The sequence below is a fragment of the Peribacillus saganii genome, from assembly GCF_003429095.1.
GTDB classification, from domain to species: Bacteria; Bacillota; Bacilli; order Bacillales; family DSM-1321; genus Peribacillus; species Peribacillus saganii.
Window position 1 is genome coordinate 61,223 of the sequence record NZ_QVTE01000016.1, and the last position, 18,308, is coordinate 79,530.

The following is an 18,308-nucleotide window of genomic DNA, read 5'->3' on the forward strand; positions in this document are numbered from 1 at the left end:
GTCTTAAAAGGTAGGTGAAACAATGGATTTATGAACTTAGACAAGTTAACTCCACATGAAAAAGAAGAACTTCTAACCTTATTGGAAAAGAAGCAGCTTGAAAAAGTCCGTAATAGTTACGTTGATTATGTTGAATATGTGCATGAAGGCTTATATGAACACGCTAAACATACAAGGTATCTTTGCAGCATTATTCAGGAAGCAATTGAAAATAAGAAACGTATGGTAAATGGTGAAATACCACTAAAAAATCAATACATAGCCTTATCAATACCACCACGACATGGTAAGTCAATGACAATTACAGAAACCTTACCTAGCTTCTATCTCGGGCATTTTAAGCACCACAGAGTTATTCTCGGTGGATATGGTACTGAATTTGCAACTAAGTTCGGTAAAAAGAATAAGGAAAAAGTTGAACGATTTGGTGATAAGTTGTTTGGAATTGGAATTAAAAAAGGTACTTCTTCTGCTACGGACTGGGACATAGAAGGACATAGAGGTGGTACTATATCTCGTGGTATCTTAGCAGGTGTTACGGGTGAAGGTGCTGATTTAATGATAATTGACGATCCCATCAAGACACGTGAAGAAGCTAACAGTGAAGTAACACGGGATAAGATATGGGGAGAATGGATTGATTCCTTTTCAACACGTTTACACCCTGGTGCAATTGTAATTATCATAATGACACGTTGGCACGAATCCGACTTAGTGGGTAGGTTGTTAGATCCTGAATATGGTCAACCATTACCCTGGAAAGTAATTAACTTACCACTTGAAGCAGAAGATGAGAATGATCCATTAGGTAGGCAACTAGGTGAACCGTTATGGGATAGATTTGGTTATGAATTCATTGAAACACGTAAACAAATGTCTGCTTCTTCTTTTAACGCACTGTTCCAAGGTAGACCAACTTCACAAGAAGGTAACATTGTTAAGCGTGAATGGTGGAAAAAGTACAGTACTTTACCTAAAATTCCACGAAAAATCATGTCTGTTGATGCCACTTTTAAGGATTCTGAGACATCTGACTACGTATCTATACAAGTGTGGGGTAAATCAGGTATCAATGCTTATCTAATTGACAGACACAAGGCAAGAATGGACTTTCCTACTACATTAAAGAAGATTATTGAAATGAAGGCTAAACACCCTGACATCAGTGGTATCTTTATTGAAGATAAAGCAAATGGATCAGCAATTATCAGTATGTTACGCACTAAAATTCCAGGCATTATTCCTGTTAATCCCCAAGGTGGTAAGGTGGCACGGGTTAATGCGATATCTGACTATATACAAGCTGGTAATGTATGGCTGCCTAAAAATGAGCCTTGGATTGAGGACTTCATTGAAGAGTGGGCAGCATTCCCTCGGGGTAAAAATGATGATGATGTGGATTCAGCTTCTCAAGCATTAAATAAACTGTTTTATTACTATGCTGAAATCCCTGTAGAAACTGATCCAGATAATCCAACACCGGAAGAAAAGCATTCACAAATGATAAAAGACATGACAGGTGGTACTCCACCTCCAGGAATATTTAAATGGGGTTGATAATATGGAAATTCTAATTGGACTAATTACTGGATTAGTCTTATTTGCCGTTCTCGCTTTAGGATTCTTCATAGGATATAAATTCACAAATAAACACAAAGCTACATCTCTCGAACCTGTATCAGAAGAAGCTAAGCGTAAAGCGGAAGAAATACAAAAGCACTTTTCAAATTTAATGAATTATGACGTTGCAACAGCGTATCAACGGAAGAAGGTGGATTAATGAATGGTAACAGTCACTACACTAAGGACTGGGAACTTTATATTGCAGGTAAGAACTATAACAACAGGTTAAAACCCAACTATTACGATACTGTTGATACCAATTTAGCATTCTTCCATGATGATCAATGGAGAAATGTAGGCGGAAATGACAACATGCCTAAACCTCAGTTCAATATTTTGAAGAGGGTTATAACCTTTCTAGTCGCTTCACTGACAACAAGTAAAACTAAACTTCACTTTGAACCACTTCTCTATTCAATTAATAAGGAAGAAACAAATAATATTGATATATCAGACTTTGCTAATGCCCAAGTGTCAAACTTATTTGAGAAGTGGAAGATGGACTTCAAAATAAAGGATGCTTTATTCGATGCTTCCATTACCGGAGATTGTGGAGCACACCTATATTTTGATATGTCTAAACGCCCTTATGGTGGAAGCGGAGCTTTCAAAGGTATAAAAGGTGAAATCGAGCTTGAATTAGTGGATGGGGTTAACGTATATTTCGGCAATGCGAATAATCGAAGAGTTGATTCTCAGCCATATATAATCATAGCCGGACGTTCTACTGTAAAAGAGCTTCAAGCAGAAGCTAAACGCTATAAGCAAGATGAACGTGATATCAATACAATTGACTCTGATTTGAGCTATATGGAACAAGCTGGAGATGCAGGGAAAATTGAAGTGGAAACTGATGGTGATGGTAAGGCTCTTTATATCATTGTCTATCGCAAGAAAAAGGTTAAACGTGTTAAAAAGGACGAATTCGGAAATGAGATCACTAATGAATTAGGGGAAAAGGAAACTGAAGAAGTTGAAACAATCATGGCTTCTAAAAGTGTTGAAAATGCCTATATTTACAAAGATATTGATACTGAACTAAGTTGCTATCCATTTGCTTGGTTGAATTGGGAAAAACAAAAGAACCAATATCATGGTAAAGCAGTTTGTACAGGCATTCTTCCTAATCAGATCTTCATTAATCGTATGTTTGCAATGGTTATGTACCATTTAATGATGAGTGCATTTCCAAAAGCAGTCTATAACGCTGACTTAATATCTAATTGGAATAATGAAATAGGTTCTGCAATTGGCGTAAGAGGTGTCGGATTAGAAACCAACATTAAAAATGTTGCTGGATATTTAGAGCCAGGAACAATGTCCAATCAAATTTTCCAAGTTATTGATTTAGCCATGCAATTTACAAAGGAATGCTTAGGTATTTCTGATGCTGCTATTGGTAATATAAAGCCTGATAACACTTCAGCTATTATTGCAGTTCAGAAAAGTTCAGCTATTCCACTGGAAAATCCAAGAGCTAATCTTTATGAGTGGATAGAGGATATAGGTAAGATTATTTTTGATATGATGGGCGCATATTATGGCACTCGCCCTGTTGTTTTAGAACAAAATGGTGAAAAAACTGTAGTAGATTTTGATTTTACTCAATTTAAAGATCACTTTTTTAATGTTCGTGCTGATGTGGGTGAGTCTTCATTTTGGTCTGAAATTGCTGCATTGCAAACTTTAGATAATTTATTAGCTTCTGACCGTATTAATTTCCTTCAGTATCTGGAGAGGGTTCCTGATGAGTTAATACCACAAAAGCAACAATTAATTACTGAAGTAAAAGCTAAAATTGAAGCAGATCAACAAGCATTATTACAACAACAGCAAGTAGATGCTGAACAATTAATAAGTCAGCTTTCACCTGAAGAACAGCAGGCATTCTATAGTGCTCCGCCTGAATTACAACAACAGATGTTAGCTCAAATACAGCAACCACAAGCACCTCAAATGTAGGTGTTTTTATTTTGTCCTAAGCATGACATTAAAAGGCTAACAATTCGCCAACCATAGCGAAGGAGGAAATTGAAAATGTTTGAAGATGATGTAATTTTACCTGATGATTTTCAGGCAGACCAACCACAGTCTGAAGAAGTAGTAGATGAAACACCTGTTGAAGAAAGTTTCGATACCAACGAACTGGAAACAACAGAAGATGAAGTAACACCTGAAGTTGAGCAAAATACGGAACAACCTATAGATCAGCAACCACAAACCATTAAGGTGAAGTTCAATCATGAAGAATTGGATTTAAGCCTTGATGAAGCCATTCAATATGCTCAAATGGGTATGAATTACCCTAAACTTCAGGAACGCTTGCAAGCTCTTGAATCGGATCCTAGCAGATCCTTTGTTGAGGAAATGGCAGCAGAACAAGGTATGGAAGTGAATGAGTTTCTTGAAGCTGTTAAAGAAGCCCGGGAACAACAGAAACTAGATGAACTCATACAACAGAACATACCTGAAGAATACGCAAAAGAAATGTTGGAAGCACGTAAGGATCGGGAATCTCGTCAGAAAGCTGAACAAGAAAAAGCTGAACAAGAAAAAATGGACGCTGAGTTCAATGATTTCTTTCAGCATTTCAAGCAGGCTAATGATCGGGATTACAATCCAGACAAAGATCAAATACCACAAGAAGTATGGGAAGCACATGCATCTGGAGTGCCTTTAGGTTTTGCTTACTTACAATATCATAATAATCAATTGAAGAACCAATTAAAGGTGCTAAAACAAAATGAATCAAATACAAAACGAGCGCCTATCGGAAGTGTTACAGAGTATGGAAGCACAGAAGTAGCAAGTGAGGATGATTTCCTCAAAGGTTTCAATTCAATCTAAAAATTTTACTAATGGAGTGATAATAAATGGCAGTAAATTTAGCTAGTAAATATGAGAAAAAAGTAGACGAGCGTTTTAAATTAAAATCGGTAACACAAGTAGCAGTCAACACAGATTACGATTGGAATGGTGTAGATACCATTAAGGTATACTCAATTCCAACTGTAGGAATGAACAATTACACGAAGTCAGGTACTAACCGTTACGGCACAGCAGCAGAACTGGACAACACTGTACAGACTATGCTCTTAACTCGTGACCGTTCTTTCACTTTCACAATTGATAAGGCTAATACTCAAGACACTGGCGGTACAATGGAAGCTGGAAAAGCTCTCGCTCGCCAGGTAGATGAAGTGATCGTCCCTGAAATTGATATTTATCGTTTGGCTACTATGAGTGCTGCTGCAGTTGCTAATGGTCACACTACAACAGGCGCAGTAACCAAAGATAATGCTTATGAAGCGATATTGACAGGTACAGAAAAACTTGATGATGATAAGGTTCCTGTAGGTGGAAGGGTGTTGTTCGTCACACCTGGGTTCTATAACCTTGTTAAACTAAGTTCAGACTTCATTAAGTCTACTGATATTGCACAAAAGATGCTTATTAATGGGCAAGTTGGTGAGATTGATGGAATGAAAGTCATCAAAGTACCTACTTCTTACATGCCTGCTAATACACCTTTCTTAATCGCACATCCTGTAGCAACGGTGGGTGCTCAAAAGCTGGAAGATTACAAGATTCATGATAACCCTCCAGGAATTAATGGAAAACTCATCGAGGGAAGAAAACGTTATGACGCCTTTGTACTTGAAAATAAGAAAAATGCTCTATACGTACACAAAACTATTTAACTTTAATATTTACCGAGGTGATAAAAGATGAGTAAAGTATTTGTAGCTGAAAACGGTGAAAAGTTGGTTGCAAAAGATGAGATTCAAGTGGCTGCTTTTATAAAAGCAGGTCTTAAAGAAGAGAAATCTAAGAAGTAACAATGTAGGGTGGGCTAAGAAATTAGTTCACCCTTTTTAATTGTATTTAGAGGGGTGATTGCATGGCAATAAAAGCCCAGCAAGTATTTGATATAGCAATGACATTAATTGATGAAGTTGAAGAAGAAACAGGCAACGTATCTGTTGATAATCCTGCTTATAAGAGTAAATCTTTATCCATTCTAACCACATTGCAAGCGGAGTTGCTACCCATTACAGAAGACATAGCTGTCTTAGCAAGCTTAACTCAAGATTTATTATTACCTGATCGTATTTGTTTACTTGTTTTACCTTATGGTTTATCAGCTCATTTATTACTTGCTGAAAGTGATGATACAGGAATGGCTGCATTCTACAATAATCGCTATGAAGAGTTAAAACGGAAAATACCTACAGAAATTAGTCCTATTGTTGATCTTTATAATGTTGGAATGAGGGTTGACTAATGGCTCAAATGAATTCGAGAGTAAATGCTTCACCTCCCCTTTTACGCATAGAACCATTTAAAGGAATGAATCTTAGCGTAACTCCTACTCAAATAGATCATTCCCAAAGTCCAGATATGCTGAATATGAACATAGACGAGCGTGGGGCATTAAATAAAAGAACCGGATACGAGAGGATTATACCTCATTCATTAGGAGATGGAAATATAAATGGGATGTTTCTGTACCGGAAGAAGGATGGTACAGAGATTTTTTTATTTGCTCATGGTAACAAACTTTATAAAGGTGATACAGTACCAAACTGGCAGAATGAACGTCTTGCGAAATGGGGAGATGATGATTTAACACAAACCTGGGAAAGTGAGGTGTAGATATGGCTGAAAAAACACCATTTTTAGATTTGTATCAATGGGATACAAAAGATACGAAGTTAACAACGATTCAAGAAACAGCGAAAAACGTAGTCAAAATGGATACTAAGTTTCAGGAATATTCCACAAAGATAGAAGAAGCATTAGTAAAGGGTCAACAGGCTCAGGAACAAGGTTTATACGCAAAAGACCAAGGTGATTACGCAAAAGTACAAGGGGATTATGCTAAATCTCAGGGGAATTTGGCTAATGAAAAAGCCCTATCAGCCGATACTGCTGCAACAAATGCAAACTCAGTTGCCGAAACCTTGAATTTGTTAAAACAAGACGTAATTACAGCTACTAACAATGCTAATAAAGCAACAACTGAAGCTAATGCTTCCACATCAAATGCAGATGCCAAGGCAGAATATGCTAAGCAACAAGGTGATTATGCAGTAACAAAAGCAACCGAGTTGGAACAGAGGGTAGATGCTGCCATTGCGGAAACAACTAACAGTGCCGAGATCATTGACGCTCGTGGCGGGAAGGCTACATTAAGGGAACGTCTCAATGAGCATAGTGAACAGTTGGCAGAAACTGTACAGTTAATCAAGCCTACTGGAACAGGAAATGATAGCACGAATATTAACATGTTAATTGCAAGTGGTGGGAAGTTTCTTGTAAAGAAAGGAACTTATAATATCGTTGAAGATATTCAAGTGAAAAGCAATACGAGAATCGAATTTGAAAAAGGAGCTTTTTTCCAAAAAACAGCAACAGAAAGCAATATGTACTATATGTTAAGCATTGATTCTGTTGATGATGTTGAAATTATAACACCGCAACTTATCGGGGATAGAAATGTACATTTAGGTACGGGTGGTGAATATGGACACGCAATAAATATTGTCCATAGTAATAAAGTGACAATCCATGAACCTGATATAAAAGACTGTTGGGGTGATGGTATCTACATTGGAGTTAATTACTACGGGGTTAACACCAAAAAGACGGACAACATTAGAATTATCCGACCTATTATTGATAACGTGAGAAGAAATGGAATTTCAATTTGCAGTGGGGGATTAATTGAAATTATTGATCCTGTTATCAAAAATGTAAACGGAACAGCACCACAGGCAGGAATTGATATAGAACCCGAAAGTGCACACAATGAAGTTTATTTAGATAAACTAATTATAACAAATCCCATTACCGAGAATTGTAATTTAGGTATTACGGGTTATTTAAACGGACTGGATGGAAAAGACACTATTATTGAAATCAAAAACCATAAAGACATAGGTTCGGTCAACGGTTTTGTTATTTTCAACGGATTAGCCAACGTAAAAGGAGTTTTTGACTATGAAAACTCCATATTAATGAACAATTACCACAAAGGAATTAGCATCAATGATTATGGGATTAATATGCCAACACTTAAAATAAAAAATCCTACTATCATAGATTCAAACCAAATGAACAGTGCAGATGATGCTATTGCTTCTGCTATTTATCACCCTCCTACTAGCGGGACAGCCGGTGTTGGTAACATAGAAATTGAAAACGCTACGGTTATCGACACAAGAGAACCAAAACAAATAAGATATGCGATTAATATGGCTGATAACTTACTTAAAAAGGTTAAAATTATTAATCCTAAACGATTAGACACTTCTTTCAGGCACATTAATTTTTATGCAACAGAATCTCTTATAGTTGACGGACTTGGAGTGACAACCACAGAAGATACGTATAGTGGTGGTTTAGATATTACCGCTCAGAACTATCGTTCAAAAAGAAGAAACACCAACGCAACTGATTTTATCACTTATAACCTAAAAGAAATACCACACTCTTCACCAGTAACGTTCGAGGTGACAGGAAACTTTAAAATAGTAATTAACGCTCCGACCGGTAAAGCCATATTCCCTTTGACAACAGTTGGACAGAAACTTGAATCGAGTGTGAAGGGCAGCAAAATCACACTAACACCATTGAGTGACGGTAATTGGACAGTTGATAGAACGATTGGTACGTGGACAGTGGTTTAATAAACAGTTGGATCAAACTGTTCACTAAGGCAACTCTTAAAAACTGTCCTTTTATTGTGTTTTTTGAAGGTATTTATCTTTTATGTAACTAATGATTTTCATCAAGATATCATTAAAGAACATAAATGTAGCATCTAATTGTGAAATCAAATTGCGTTCAGTAAAGGAACGAAACTTATTAATAACAAACTGTTTGCCTGGATATAAATTTCCAGATGGATAAAGAAATGAGGAAGCAAAGAGTTCATTCTGTTCCAATACACCAATGATATTCCGATGTTTAGTCACATTGCAAAATGCACGGAGGTATTTTGTTAGTTCATTTTGTTTCATTTCTAATAATAGAACATTTAGCTCTTCGTCAGGAATGTGATATTTAAATATCTCATCAAAATATACTCGCTTTTTTATTGTTGAATTTAATAATTTAGCATTAACCCATTGTGCAATAATATCAAGTGAAGATTGAAAGGTTAGCATCATTGCTGTGAATTCAGAAGAAACTGCTATCAATTGTTCTTCTTCGTTAAAATCCTTGATTGATTTTAATGTTTGCATATGATGAAACGCAGCAGATTTTAATTTAAATTGTAAAGAATCTAAGTAAATGTTTGGATTCATAATTTCACTTTCCTCTTCCATGAATTGGTTTCTTTTATAAATCAATTGTATCGTTAAAGAAAAACAGAGAAAAGACATTGTTTACTAACTTTAAGAAAGGAGGGTGAACATGCAGGTTTGGCAAAGTGATTTATATTACTTGATAAAACCAGTCGAATTACACTCAGGGATATCTGATAATCAGGTATCCTTTTTTGTTATGAATGACAAATGCTATATCTTGGACGGTGTGAACTATCTTGAGTTTGACGGAACAACCATGAAAGCTGTGGAACCGTACATTCCGACAATTTCAATATCCAAGGAACCTGCTGGAGGTGGATCAGCACACGAGGACTTCAACCTATTAGGAGCAGGATTTAAAGACAGCTTCAGTACACTAGGTACAGATACAGTATTCCATCTTTCACTAAAAGGATTAGATACCACAGTATGTAAAGCAGAAGTAAATGGAGTGTCCATGACTGAAAATAACGGCTTTACAGTAGATCGTGTGAATGGAACAGTAAATTTTACAACAGCCCCGGCTAAAGGAACAAACAATGTGATAATCACTGCTTATAAAACTCAGGTAGGGTTCCCAGAACGCATTAAGAAATGCCGTTTCCAAACTATGTATGGCGGTTCAAATGATACGAGGGTGTTTATCAGTGGTAATCCTGATATGCCTGATTATGTATGGCGCAGCGGTTTATATGACCCAACATACTTTCCTGAAAATGGTTTCTATAAATTCCCTGAAGATGTAAAGGGGTTCTCTAAACAATACGATTACCTTGTTGTTCATCGGGTGAATGGTAAACATTTGATTTCATATGAAATTGGTGCAGACGGACTTGCAACGTTTCCTTCTAAACCGATTAATGATCAGATTGGGACTCTTGCATCTAAGTCGATTCAAATCATTGAAAATAACCCTGTTTCCTTGTCAAAGAATGGTGTTTACATGCTTACTGCGTCAAACGTAAGGGATGAACGTAACGTAACTCATCTATCAGCACCCATAGATGCTAAATTGTTAAGGGAACCGAACCTTGATAAAGCCGTGTCTGTGGAATTTGACAAAAAATACTGGCTTGCGGTGGATAATAATGTCTACATGTATGATTACATGGTACAAGAATGGTTCTTGTATGATAATATCCACGCTTCAAATTTCCTGGAGTATAAAGGAAATCTTTATTTCGGGGATCATCAGGGGTTATTATACCGATTCAAGCGTGATGATGAACCTCGTGCTTTTCATGATGATGGAAAAGCTATTAATGCATATTGGACATCAAAGCATTTCACATTCGGAGCCGATGAATTAAGGAAGTTCGTTGAAAAAGTGTTCTACAGTATTAAGCCAGGAAGCAGAACGTCAGTTGATCTGTATTATGTGACCAATAAAAAAGAGAGTGAACTTGTTAAAAGTACTCGAATGGATTTATTCGATTTCAATGATATAGATTTTAATAATTTTAGTTTCTTAACAAGTATCTTCCCTCAAGAAACTATGGCGAAAATTAAAGCAAAGAAAATTACACATTTCCAATTGATACTTAAAAATGATAAAGCGGATGAATCGCTTGGTATTTTATCAGTTGGTATTAAATACAAATATCAATCTTATGTGAAATAGAGGTGAGGACATATGACATTACAACCATTAAACGGATTTACAAAAAAAGTCGCTGATATGCCGGATAGACCGAATCGGCAATTAACTACTGCTGAAGTTAAAGCGCAATTTGATGCGGCTCCTGAAGAGTTGAGGGTGTTTGTTAATAACATAATATCGCAGTTAAATGCTGATTTTGCATTGAAGCAAGAAATCAATAACATTGTGCTCGGACAGATTAATGACGGTAGTTTGCCTGATATAAAACTGTCAAATGATGCCGGTCAGATTAAGGATAGGTTAGCGAAGGATATAACAGATCTAGCGAACTTTAAAGCGGAAAAAGCACAACCTAACGGTATAGCAACTTTAGATGCAAACGGTATTTTAGCACAATTACCGTATGTGACCGGAACGTATACAGGAAATGGTGTGAATGGTCGTTTAATTGATTTAGGATTTCGCCCTAGCGCTGTATTGGTAGCGGCTATGGGAGGCAAACAGTTCGAGGCTGGAACAAACAACTATTTTTATGCACTTGGTGGGTTGGTTACGGCTGCGAATCCTACATTGACTGGCAGTACATTAACGATACTATCCATTCAACCAACAGGTTTCAATGTATATAGCGGAAGCGATGCTTCATCAATCACAAACTACTCTCAAACAAATGCGAATAACGGTGTTTATACGTATATGGCGTGGAAATAAAAAGGAGTGATTCTATGATAGTTTACAAAGACAACAAAGGATTTGAATCCAGGGAAGATAAACCCAGTGAAAATTGGACAGATGCGGATGTATTCGTTGTAGAGGACGGATCAGAATTAGCACAAAAAATCATGGCAAATTACCCTTATTATAATTTTGTTACGGATCAAGATGGTGAATTAATCGACATTACACCAACAGAAAGACCACCTGAGCCACAGGAACCTCCATCAACGGAGGAACGGTTGCAAGCTGTAGAAGAAACGTTAACGGCTCTGTTAGGGCTGTAGGAGGAATCATATGTACAATTTCATTCGCAATCAATGGATCATGGGGAAATATACCCCGGAACAGGTACAAAATGCAGTAACAAAAGGATATATCACACAAGAGCAAGCGGATACCATTCTGGCTACACCACAAGTAGTATAAACACCTTAAGAGGTGTATTTTTTATGGGGAGAAATCCCAATTCTTTTTAAGGGGTGAAACAATGGCAATCACAAAATCAGTAGTAACACCTAAAAAACCAACTGTACCAAATAAACCTACAATTACTACGTATAATCAATCAAATGTGCAGACAGCATCGTCTAAACCAAACGTAACCATAGATCAGAATCAACCTAATCCAAATGTGACAGTAGGAACGAAAGCAGATGGAACGAAAATATTTTATCAGACGGGTACCCCTTCGGGAGGTGGTGGAGGGGGAGGTTCATCCAAACCAAAGACTTCTTCTTTTAATCAACAAGCATATACCCAGCAATATCAGAATCAGATTAACAGTATGTACGATAGACAGAGAGAGGCACAGTTAAATCAATTACGTGCAACTCGTGATCGTGCTGTAGGGGAGATTAATCAACAGAAACAGCAGGTCGCTCCACAGTACCAAACTATGCGAAACCAAAGCGATGTAGTGAATACTCAACAAGTTCAAAGACTACGTGAAACAATGGCTGCAAATGGTTTACAAGCAAGTGGAGAAAATGTGACTGCTCAAACAGGATTGGCTAACCAAAGACAATCAAATTTAAATTCTCTAAACCTACAAGAGCAGCAAACAATGAATGACCTTAATCGTAGAATAACTGATTTAAATAACCCAGCAGAAGAAAATGCATTAATCGCAAACCTTGAAGCAGAACGTGCTCGTGCATTGTTAGATATTGGTATGAGGGCAGATGAAATCGGTTATTCTCGCAGTCGTGATGCAGTTATGGATGGTCGATATGCCGATGAGACTAATTACAATCGTGGAAGAGATTCTGTTGCAGACCAACGTTATGCTGATGAAACAACCTATAACAGAGGGCAGGATCAAAAACAATGGGATTATCAATCGAGTAGAGATAAGCTCAACGATTACTGGAGACAGCGTGAATACGATGCCAGTAGATATGACCTTCGTAAAGAATGGGATTACCGAGATAAACGGGATAGAGTATCGGATGAACAGTGGCAGAAACAATATGACGCTGGACGATATGACAGAGCAAAAGATGTGGAATGGAGAAAAATCACTTATAACAATATGTCTGCATCCGAAAGAGCACAACTTGAATGGAATAAACGACAATACGGTGAAGACATGGCATGGAGAATGTTTGAACTTGAGTACAATGGCGAGTTAGCACAGTCGCAATCACAAGCTGAATTAGATTTCTACGGGAATAATCCATTAAATTTTCTTCCGTAGGTGAAGGAGGGGGATCAGTAGCTGATTATTATTTAAATAACTTTAGAGTTTCCACACCTTTTTCTCCTGGAAAGGGGATTAATGATGGGTGGCACGCTTCAGGACATAACGGGGTAGACTTTGCAGGTAAAACTGCAGGAGCAGCAGACGGAATGAAAATTCCTGCCGTTATGGGTGGAAAAGTTATTAATGTATTTAAAAACAATAAAACTGCAGGAAATGCCATTGTCGTTCAAGGGGCAGATGGACGTGTATATCAGTATAATCATATGAAAAATGCTCCTTCTTATAAAGTGGGAGATACCATAAAACAAGGACAAGTGCTTGGATTAATCGGCAGCACTGGAAGGTCATCGGGACCACATCTTGACTTGAAGATTTCTCAAGGTGGTAAGTATGTTGATCCATTGAAAGTAATAAAGTCTATTCAGGATGCCAGTCTTAAAAAGAATAGCGGTGGTGTTCCTGTTGGTAACCTTAAAGATATTAACAGTGAACCCGTTTCATCTAAAGGAAAAGCAAGTTTTCCAAGCTCTTGGAAACTAAATCAAGCGACAAAAGCACCTGGATATCAAACTTATAAATCACATCTAAATGAAGCGTTGAAATCAGGGAAAATACCTGCTGACTGGGTTGTTGATTTGACTGAATTGGTGGGACGTGAATCAACGTGGAATCCTTCTGCTAAGAATCCTAACAGTACAGCCCATGGATATGGGCAATTCCTTAAATCAACTCGTGCTGATTATGAGAAGAAAACAGGGCTAAATTACAATAACCCTGTTCATCAAATTATTATGATGGCTCAATATGTGAAAGATCGATACGGCACTCCTGAAAAAGCATTAGCATTTTGGGATAAAAACAACTACTACTAGGGTGGTGAAGTATGGCTATTAATCGAAATAAATATAAAGAAATATTTGAAAAGCGATTCGGTAAAGGTTCTTACGATGCAGGATTGAAACAAGCCAGTGATATTGGAACTTCTAAGGTGAAAGCAGAAATAGCTAAAGACCAATACATGCAAGCATTGAAGGAAGCTCAAGCCGCAGCGAAGAAGGCTCAAAAGGAAGCGGAAAAGAGAGCAGAAGAAGAAGCAATGTATGGTGGTCAGAGCAAGAAGTCTTGGGAAGCTAAAAATAAAGCCCAAGGTGAAATCACTAAACAACAGGAAAAAGCACAGGCTCAGGGAAGGGGAGGTCATCTCCCTACCCGTGAGAACCAAATGAAGGAACGTAAAGCCATTGAAGAAGGTAGAAAAAAGACTTTAGATCCAAGTGAAATGACTCCATATGCTCGTGGTGAATACGATAAACCGAAGGAAAGTAAAAAATCGGGTCTTGGAGTACTTAAGGATTTTTTAACAAGTAAAGATGTTGATAAAGATGGTGATCGTGACGGTCTACTTGGCTTAATGGATAGATTTGTCGCTCCTGTTTCTAAAGGTGCTACTGAAATGTTTATCCCAGGAAATTCTGAACGAATGGCTAAAAATAGTCCTAAGAATGCTGTAGTAAAAGCAACGCAAAAGGATAGAGGCTTAGAAACGAAAGTCTTAAACACTATTGGGGCAATTGGTGCAACTGCGGTTCCTTATGCCAAGGGCTATAAAGCGGCAGAAACTGCAGTTAATAAAAAATCCCAAAACTTGCAAACATAGCGAACCCTTATGCTAAAAAAGCAGTAACAGGAGCAATGGCAGGTGGATTAGCAGAAGCAGGTATTTCTGCTACAAATGAATTAGCAAACTCAGAAGCTTATAAACTAGAAGATCATGCAATTCGTACAGGGTTAGGGGTAGCTGGAGGGGCTATTCTTGACCCTGCTTTATTTGGTATTGGTAAACTACTTAAAGGCAGAAAAGGCACTAGTACCGAATCAATGGTTAATGAGGATGAATTATTGAGACTTCCAGTCCCTAAATTAGGATTACCGGAGCCGCAAACAAGATTACCTGAACCATCTAGGGTTGAACCAACATTTGACACTTTTACTAAAGCATTTAGCAGACCTGAAAGTTTGTCTAACCCTATTCCACAGATGCCAGAAGTTTTATCTCGTGAATTATCAATGAATCGATTAAATAAAGCTGGGTTAGGTTTTGGATATAATACCAAGAATACTCCAAAACCTAGACCAAACTTATCCATGATTGAAAGACCGATTGATCCAATGAATCGAGGACAACAATACTGGCAGAACAGATATGAGGATTTTGTTAAAACCGTTCAATCAAATTATGATACTAACCGTCTTACTGAAGAAACATTAGATGATTTATGGTCACAGTTTGCTAAATATGATGAGCCTTTAAATCTATATCAGGTTGTAGACCTAGCATATCCAAAAGGGTTTGAAGCTCCTCCAGTTCCCAAACAACCTCAACCTGAAGCACCTTTAAAAGCAGCTTTGCGTGGTGATGAGCGTATTAATGAATTACTCAAAGGGTTTTACCCTCCAACTCGCCCAGAACCAAAAATCAGTCGGCAAGCAACGTTAGACGAAATGTTTCAAAGAATGAGGGATTTAGCTCCACCAAAAAAGGAAACGCCTACCCTTGAACCACTACAATTTAACAGGTTAATCAAGACAAACCAAGCTGTGAAAGAATCTGCAGCGGGGGCGGAACCATCGCTAAATCGATTAAGACCTGGAAGAGATTATGAACCAATTGAAGCAATGCCCCGAGAGGCAGAATTTGATAACGGGGGTAAGTTAATCAGATTGAAAGATGGAGATCTTCCCCGTGAAGGAAATGAACCTAGTCCATCTTTGGCTGAACTTCAAAATGTAAAGGATATTAGTCAATTACAAGTTGGCACAATGGATCCCTACAGAATTGCAGAAAGATTACCCCAAGAACAATCTACGAGAATTATTTCTAATTTAGATAAAGCGAAGAAAGCCAATATTGATTATCAAGAAAGAATAACCAATGATCTTTATGAAAAAGTGGTCAAAGGGTTGGGTATCAAAAAAGGCTCTAAAGAATCTGCTTTAGTACAGGACTTTGGTGAAAAAACATTAGTTAAGAAGTATTTGAGAAAACGTGGTATTGATCCTAAAAAGCTTTCAGAAGAAGAAATTAATAAAATCAACCTACAACAATTGAAAAAGACACACCCCGATTCTTGGAGCAAGATTATTGAAGCGGATAAATACTTTAGAACAATCTACAATCAAATCATTGATGAAGTAAATAATGTGCGTTCAACAATATACCCTAACAATCCTGAAAAGTTAGTCCCTAAAAGATCTGATTATTACCACCACTTCAATGAGCTAACAGGATTTGAAGGAGTAAGGAATTTATTTGATACACCTGCTAATATTGATCCACACTTAGAAGGGGTATCGCCTTACACAAAACCTAACACGAAATTCCAAGGGTTTATGCAAAAACGAGGATTAGGTAAATACAAAAGTGATGCAGTAGGTGGATTTATTAAATATCTTCAAGCAGCTTCACATTCTATTAATATCGATCCTGTTATTCCGGTATTGAAGAAAACAGCAAATGAAATAGCAGATGCTACTGAAGAAACCCGAAATGCCAATAAGATCATTGAAGCATTACAAGATCACGCAAATGATTTAGCAGGAAAGACAAATCCTTATGACCGTTTGATACAAAAGATGATTGGACGTAAAGGTGTTCGTATTACGTCTGCTTTAAACAGTAGAGTAAAAAGTAATATGATTGTTGGAAATCTTGCTTCAGCATTGGGACAGGTGGGAAGCGTACCATTAGGTATAGGTAAGGCAAAGCAGTATTCTATTCCTGGACTAAGAGATACTTTAATACAAGCAGCTACTCAAATTACTGGGAAAGCTAATAAATCAAACCCTACATATCAGTCACAGTTTCTTAAAGAACGTTTTTCAGATAAACTGTATCGGAGATTTGACCAACGATTAATTGAACAACCGAAGAAATTAGCCATCTGGCTACTAGAGACGGCTGATAAATCAGGTACTACATTTATTTGGAATTCAATGTACCATAAAGGTCTAAAAGAAGGGGCTACAGACGCTGTAAAATTTGCTGATGCTGAAACTCGAAAGATTGTAGCTGGTAGAGGCGTAGGCGAGGTTCCATTACTTCAGAAATCTAAAACCATGCAAATATTAGCACCTTTTACTCTTGAAGTAGGGAACCAATGGCGAGTATTAAAGGACATGGTTGGGGAAAAAGATGCAGTCGGACTAATGACTTTCCTTGTAGCTTCTTATGGTCTCAATGAAGTAATGCAACAAATCAGAGGAAGTGCAGTTTCCTTTGATCCTGTGGGGGCTATTCAAGAAGGATTCACTAAAACAGAAGGAGATGGAACTGATAAAACAATTGGTGCGTTAGCTTCTTTAAATGGCGAAGTTGTCGGTAATATACCTGGTGGAAACTTGCTCACTCAATTTGCAAATACAGAAAAGAAAGTTCCGTTTACAGATTTAAAGTATAAAGAATTATTTGGAGAACGGAATCCTAACCGATTCGGAACAGGGTTAACAGTCTCAAAGGCTCTAAATGATCCGTTGTATGCTTTACTTCCATTTGGAGCTGCACAGGTTAGGAAATCAACTAAAGGTTTAGATGCAATGGTTAACGGTGGTGTTTACAAAGAAGATAGTAAGTTTATACCTTTCAGTGGAGATAAGTCGGAATTAATGTATCCAATTGAGGAAGGTTCCTTAGAAAATATCAAGCTTCCATTATTCGGTACAAGTGCAGTCTCAGGAGCTAGAGAGTATTATAATAACAAACGTAAACCATTATCAGAGAAGCAGACAGCAACTTATGAAAAGCAAAAAGAACTTGGAAATGGTAAACAGTATTATGATGCACTGATGGTATCAAGGAGATCCAAGACGCTTAAGAATAAAGTTACGGATATCCAAAAAGACAAGAAATTGTCAGAACAAGAGAAACTTGAAAAAATTCAAAGGGTTATGACTGAATTACAGAGTTTAAAAAACTAATGTTATTTTTTCCTGAAAAGGATTATAATGGATATTACTAAGTGGTTAGGGGGTGATAAGATGCAGTTAATTTATTGGATTCTTATTGCCCTTCTGACACTGTTTATATTAATTGGTATTAAAGATGGAATATCCACTTTTTTTGGAATGTGGTTCGAGTATGGGTTTAAATTTGCAGCATTGACAGCCATTTTAATTAGCTTAATTATAGCACCAAGTATAATAAAACAATTTGTACCGGAATATTATGATTATTCTATAGGTGTATTAATTGGTTATATTATTCTCTTAGCTTACTTACGACTTAATACGAAAAAACATGAAGAATACAAGATTGAGGACTGAGAAATCAGTCCTTTTTTTATTTTAAAAAGGA

18 protein-coding genes are annotated in these 18,308 nt (G+C 37.2%); 17 read left to right on the forward strand and 1 reads right to left on the reverse strand.

What is annotated here, in order from left to right; genetic code table 11:
- Positions 1-30 precede the first annotated feature (30 nt).
- The 8 genes from terL to D0469_RS06985 all read left to right on the forward strand — a co-directional run bounded on the left by terL (position 31) and on the right by D0469_RS06985 (position 8,315).
- The gene (terL, locus tag D0469_RS06950) at positions 31-1,557 is read left to right on the forward strand and encodes a phage terminase large subunit (RefSeq protein ID WP_117325914.1); all 1,527 of its coding nucleotides are present in this window, start codon (positions 31-33) and stop codon (positions 1,555-1,557) included.
- A gap of 4 nt (positions 1,558-1,561) precedes the next feature.
- Positions 1,562-1,780 carry a hypothetical protein gene (locus tag D0469_RS06955; protein ID WP_117325915.1) on the forward strand — a complete coding sequence of 73 codons (219 nt, stop codon included), beginning with the start codon at positions 1,562-1,564 and terminating at the stop codon, positions 1,778-1,780.
- Positions 1,780-3,585 (forward strand): portal protein, encoded by a 1,806-nt coding sequence (locus D0469_RS06960; protein WP_117325916.1) that lies wholly within the window; start codon positions 1,780-1,782, stop codon positions 3,583-3,585. Before D0469_RS06955 ends, D0469_RS06960 begins: the two co-directional genes overlap by 1 nt.
- Positions 3,586-3,660: 75 nt before the next feature.
- Positions 3,661-4,470 carry a hypothetical protein gene (locus tag D0469_RS06965; protein ID WP_117325917.1) on the forward strand — a complete coding sequence of 270 codons (810 nt, stop codon included), beginning with the start codon at positions 3,661-3,663 and terminating at the stop codon, positions 4,468-4,470.
- A 26-nt stretch (positions 4,471-4,496) separates the two neighbouring features.
- Positions 4,497-5,324 (forward strand): N4-gp56 family major capsid protein, encoded by an 828-nt coding sequence (locus D0469_RS06970; protein ID WP_117325918.1) that lies wholly within the window; start codon positions 4,497-4,499, stop codon positions 5,322-5,324.
- Between the two features lie 200 nt (positions 5,325-5,524).
- Positions 5,525-5,908, forward strand: coding sequence for a hypothetical protein (locus tag D0469_RS06975; protein WP_117325919.1), 384 nt, complete (start codon positions 5,525-5,527; stop codon positions 5,906-5,908).
- Positions 5,908-6,279, forward strand: coding sequence for a hypothetical protein (locus tag D0469_RS06980; RefSeq protein WP_117325920.1), 372 nt, complete (start codon positions 5,908-5,910; stop codon positions 6,277-6,279). Before D0469_RS06975 ends, D0469_RS06980 begins: the two co-directional genes overlap by 1 nt.
- A gap of 2 nt (positions 6,280-6,281) precedes the next feature.
- Positions 6,282-8,315, forward strand: coding sequence for a hypothetical protein (locus D0469_RS06985; protein ID WP_117325921.1), 2,034 nt, complete (start codon positions 6,282-6,284; stop codon positions 8,313-8,315).
- Between the two features lie 51 nt (positions 8,316-8,366).
- On the opposite strand, the gene D0469_RS06990 is transcribed toward D0469_RS06985, so the two are convergent.
- Entirely contained in the window at positions 8,367-8,957 is a 591-nt protein-coding gene (locus D0469_RS06990; RefSeq protein WP_117325922.1) for a hypothetical protein, read from the reverse strand.
- A gap of 88 nt (positions 8,958-9,045) precedes the next feature.
- Between D0469_RS06990 and D0469_RS06995 the strand changes: the two genes are divergently transcribed.
- The 9 genes from D0469_RS06995 to D0469_RS07035 all read left to right on the forward strand — a co-directional run bounded on the left by D0469_RS06995 (position 9,046) and on the right by D0469_RS07035 (position 18,277).
- The gene (locus D0469_RS06995) at positions 9,046-10,560 is read left to right on the forward strand and encodes a hypothetical protein (protein ID WP_117325923.1); all 1,515 of its coding nucleotides are present in this window, start codon (positions 9,046-9,048) and stop codon (positions 10,558-10,560) included.
- A 12-nt stretch (positions 10,561-10,572) separates the two neighbouring features.
- Positions 10,573-11,250, forward strand: coding sequence for a hypothetical protein (locus tag D0469_RS07000; RefSeq protein WP_117325924.1), 678 nt, complete (start codon positions 10,573-10,575; stop codon positions 11,248-11,250).
- Between the two features lie 14 nt (positions 11,251-11,264).
- On the forward strand, positions 11,265-11,540 hold the full coding sequence (locus D0469_RS07005; RefSeq protein WP_117325925.1) for a hypothetical protein: 276 nt from the start codon (positions 11,265-11,267) through the stop codon (positions 11,538-11,540).
- Positions 11,541-11,550: 10 nt separating this feature from the next.
- Positions 11,551-11,682, forward strand: coding sequence for an XkdX family protein (locus D0469_RS07010; protein WP_117325926.1), 132 nt, complete (start codon positions 11,551-11,553; stop codon positions 11,680-11,682).
- Positions 11,683-11,743: 61 nt separating this feature from the next.
- Positions 11,744-12,952, forward strand: a complete 1,209-nt coding sequence (locus D0469_RS07015) for a hypothetical protein (RefSeq protein WP_117325927.1) — start codon at positions 11,744-11,746, stop codon at positions 12,950-12,952.
- A gap of 77 nt (positions 12,953-13,029) precedes the next feature.
- The gene (locus D0469_RS07020; protein ID WP_267897294.1) at positions 13,030-13,830 is read left to right on the forward strand and encodes an aggregation-promoting factor C-terminal-like domain-containing protein; all 801 of its coding nucleotides are present in this window, start codon (positions 13,030-13,032) and stop codon (positions 13,828-13,830) included.
- A gap of 11 nt (positions 13,831-13,841) precedes the next feature.
- A complete protein-coding gene (locus D0469_RS07025) occupies positions 13,842-14,615 on the forward strand; it encodes a hypothetical protein (RefSeq protein WP_117325929.1) in 774 nt (257 codons plus the stop codon).
- Positions 14,616-14,650: 35 nt separating this feature from the next.
- Positions 14,651-17,932 (forward strand): hypothetical protein, encoded by a 3,282-nt coding sequence (locus D0469_RS07030; RefSeq protein WP_117325930.1) that lies wholly within the window; start codon positions 14,651-14,653, stop codon positions 17,930-17,932.
- Positions 17,933-17,992: 60 nt separating this feature from the next.
- On the forward strand, positions 17,993-18,277 hold the full coding sequence (locus tag D0469_RS07035; RefSeq protein ID WP_117325931.1) for a hypothetical protein: 285 nt from the start codon (positions 17,993-17,995) through the stop codon (positions 18,275-18,277).
- Positions 18,278-18,308: the final 31 nt, after the last annotated feature.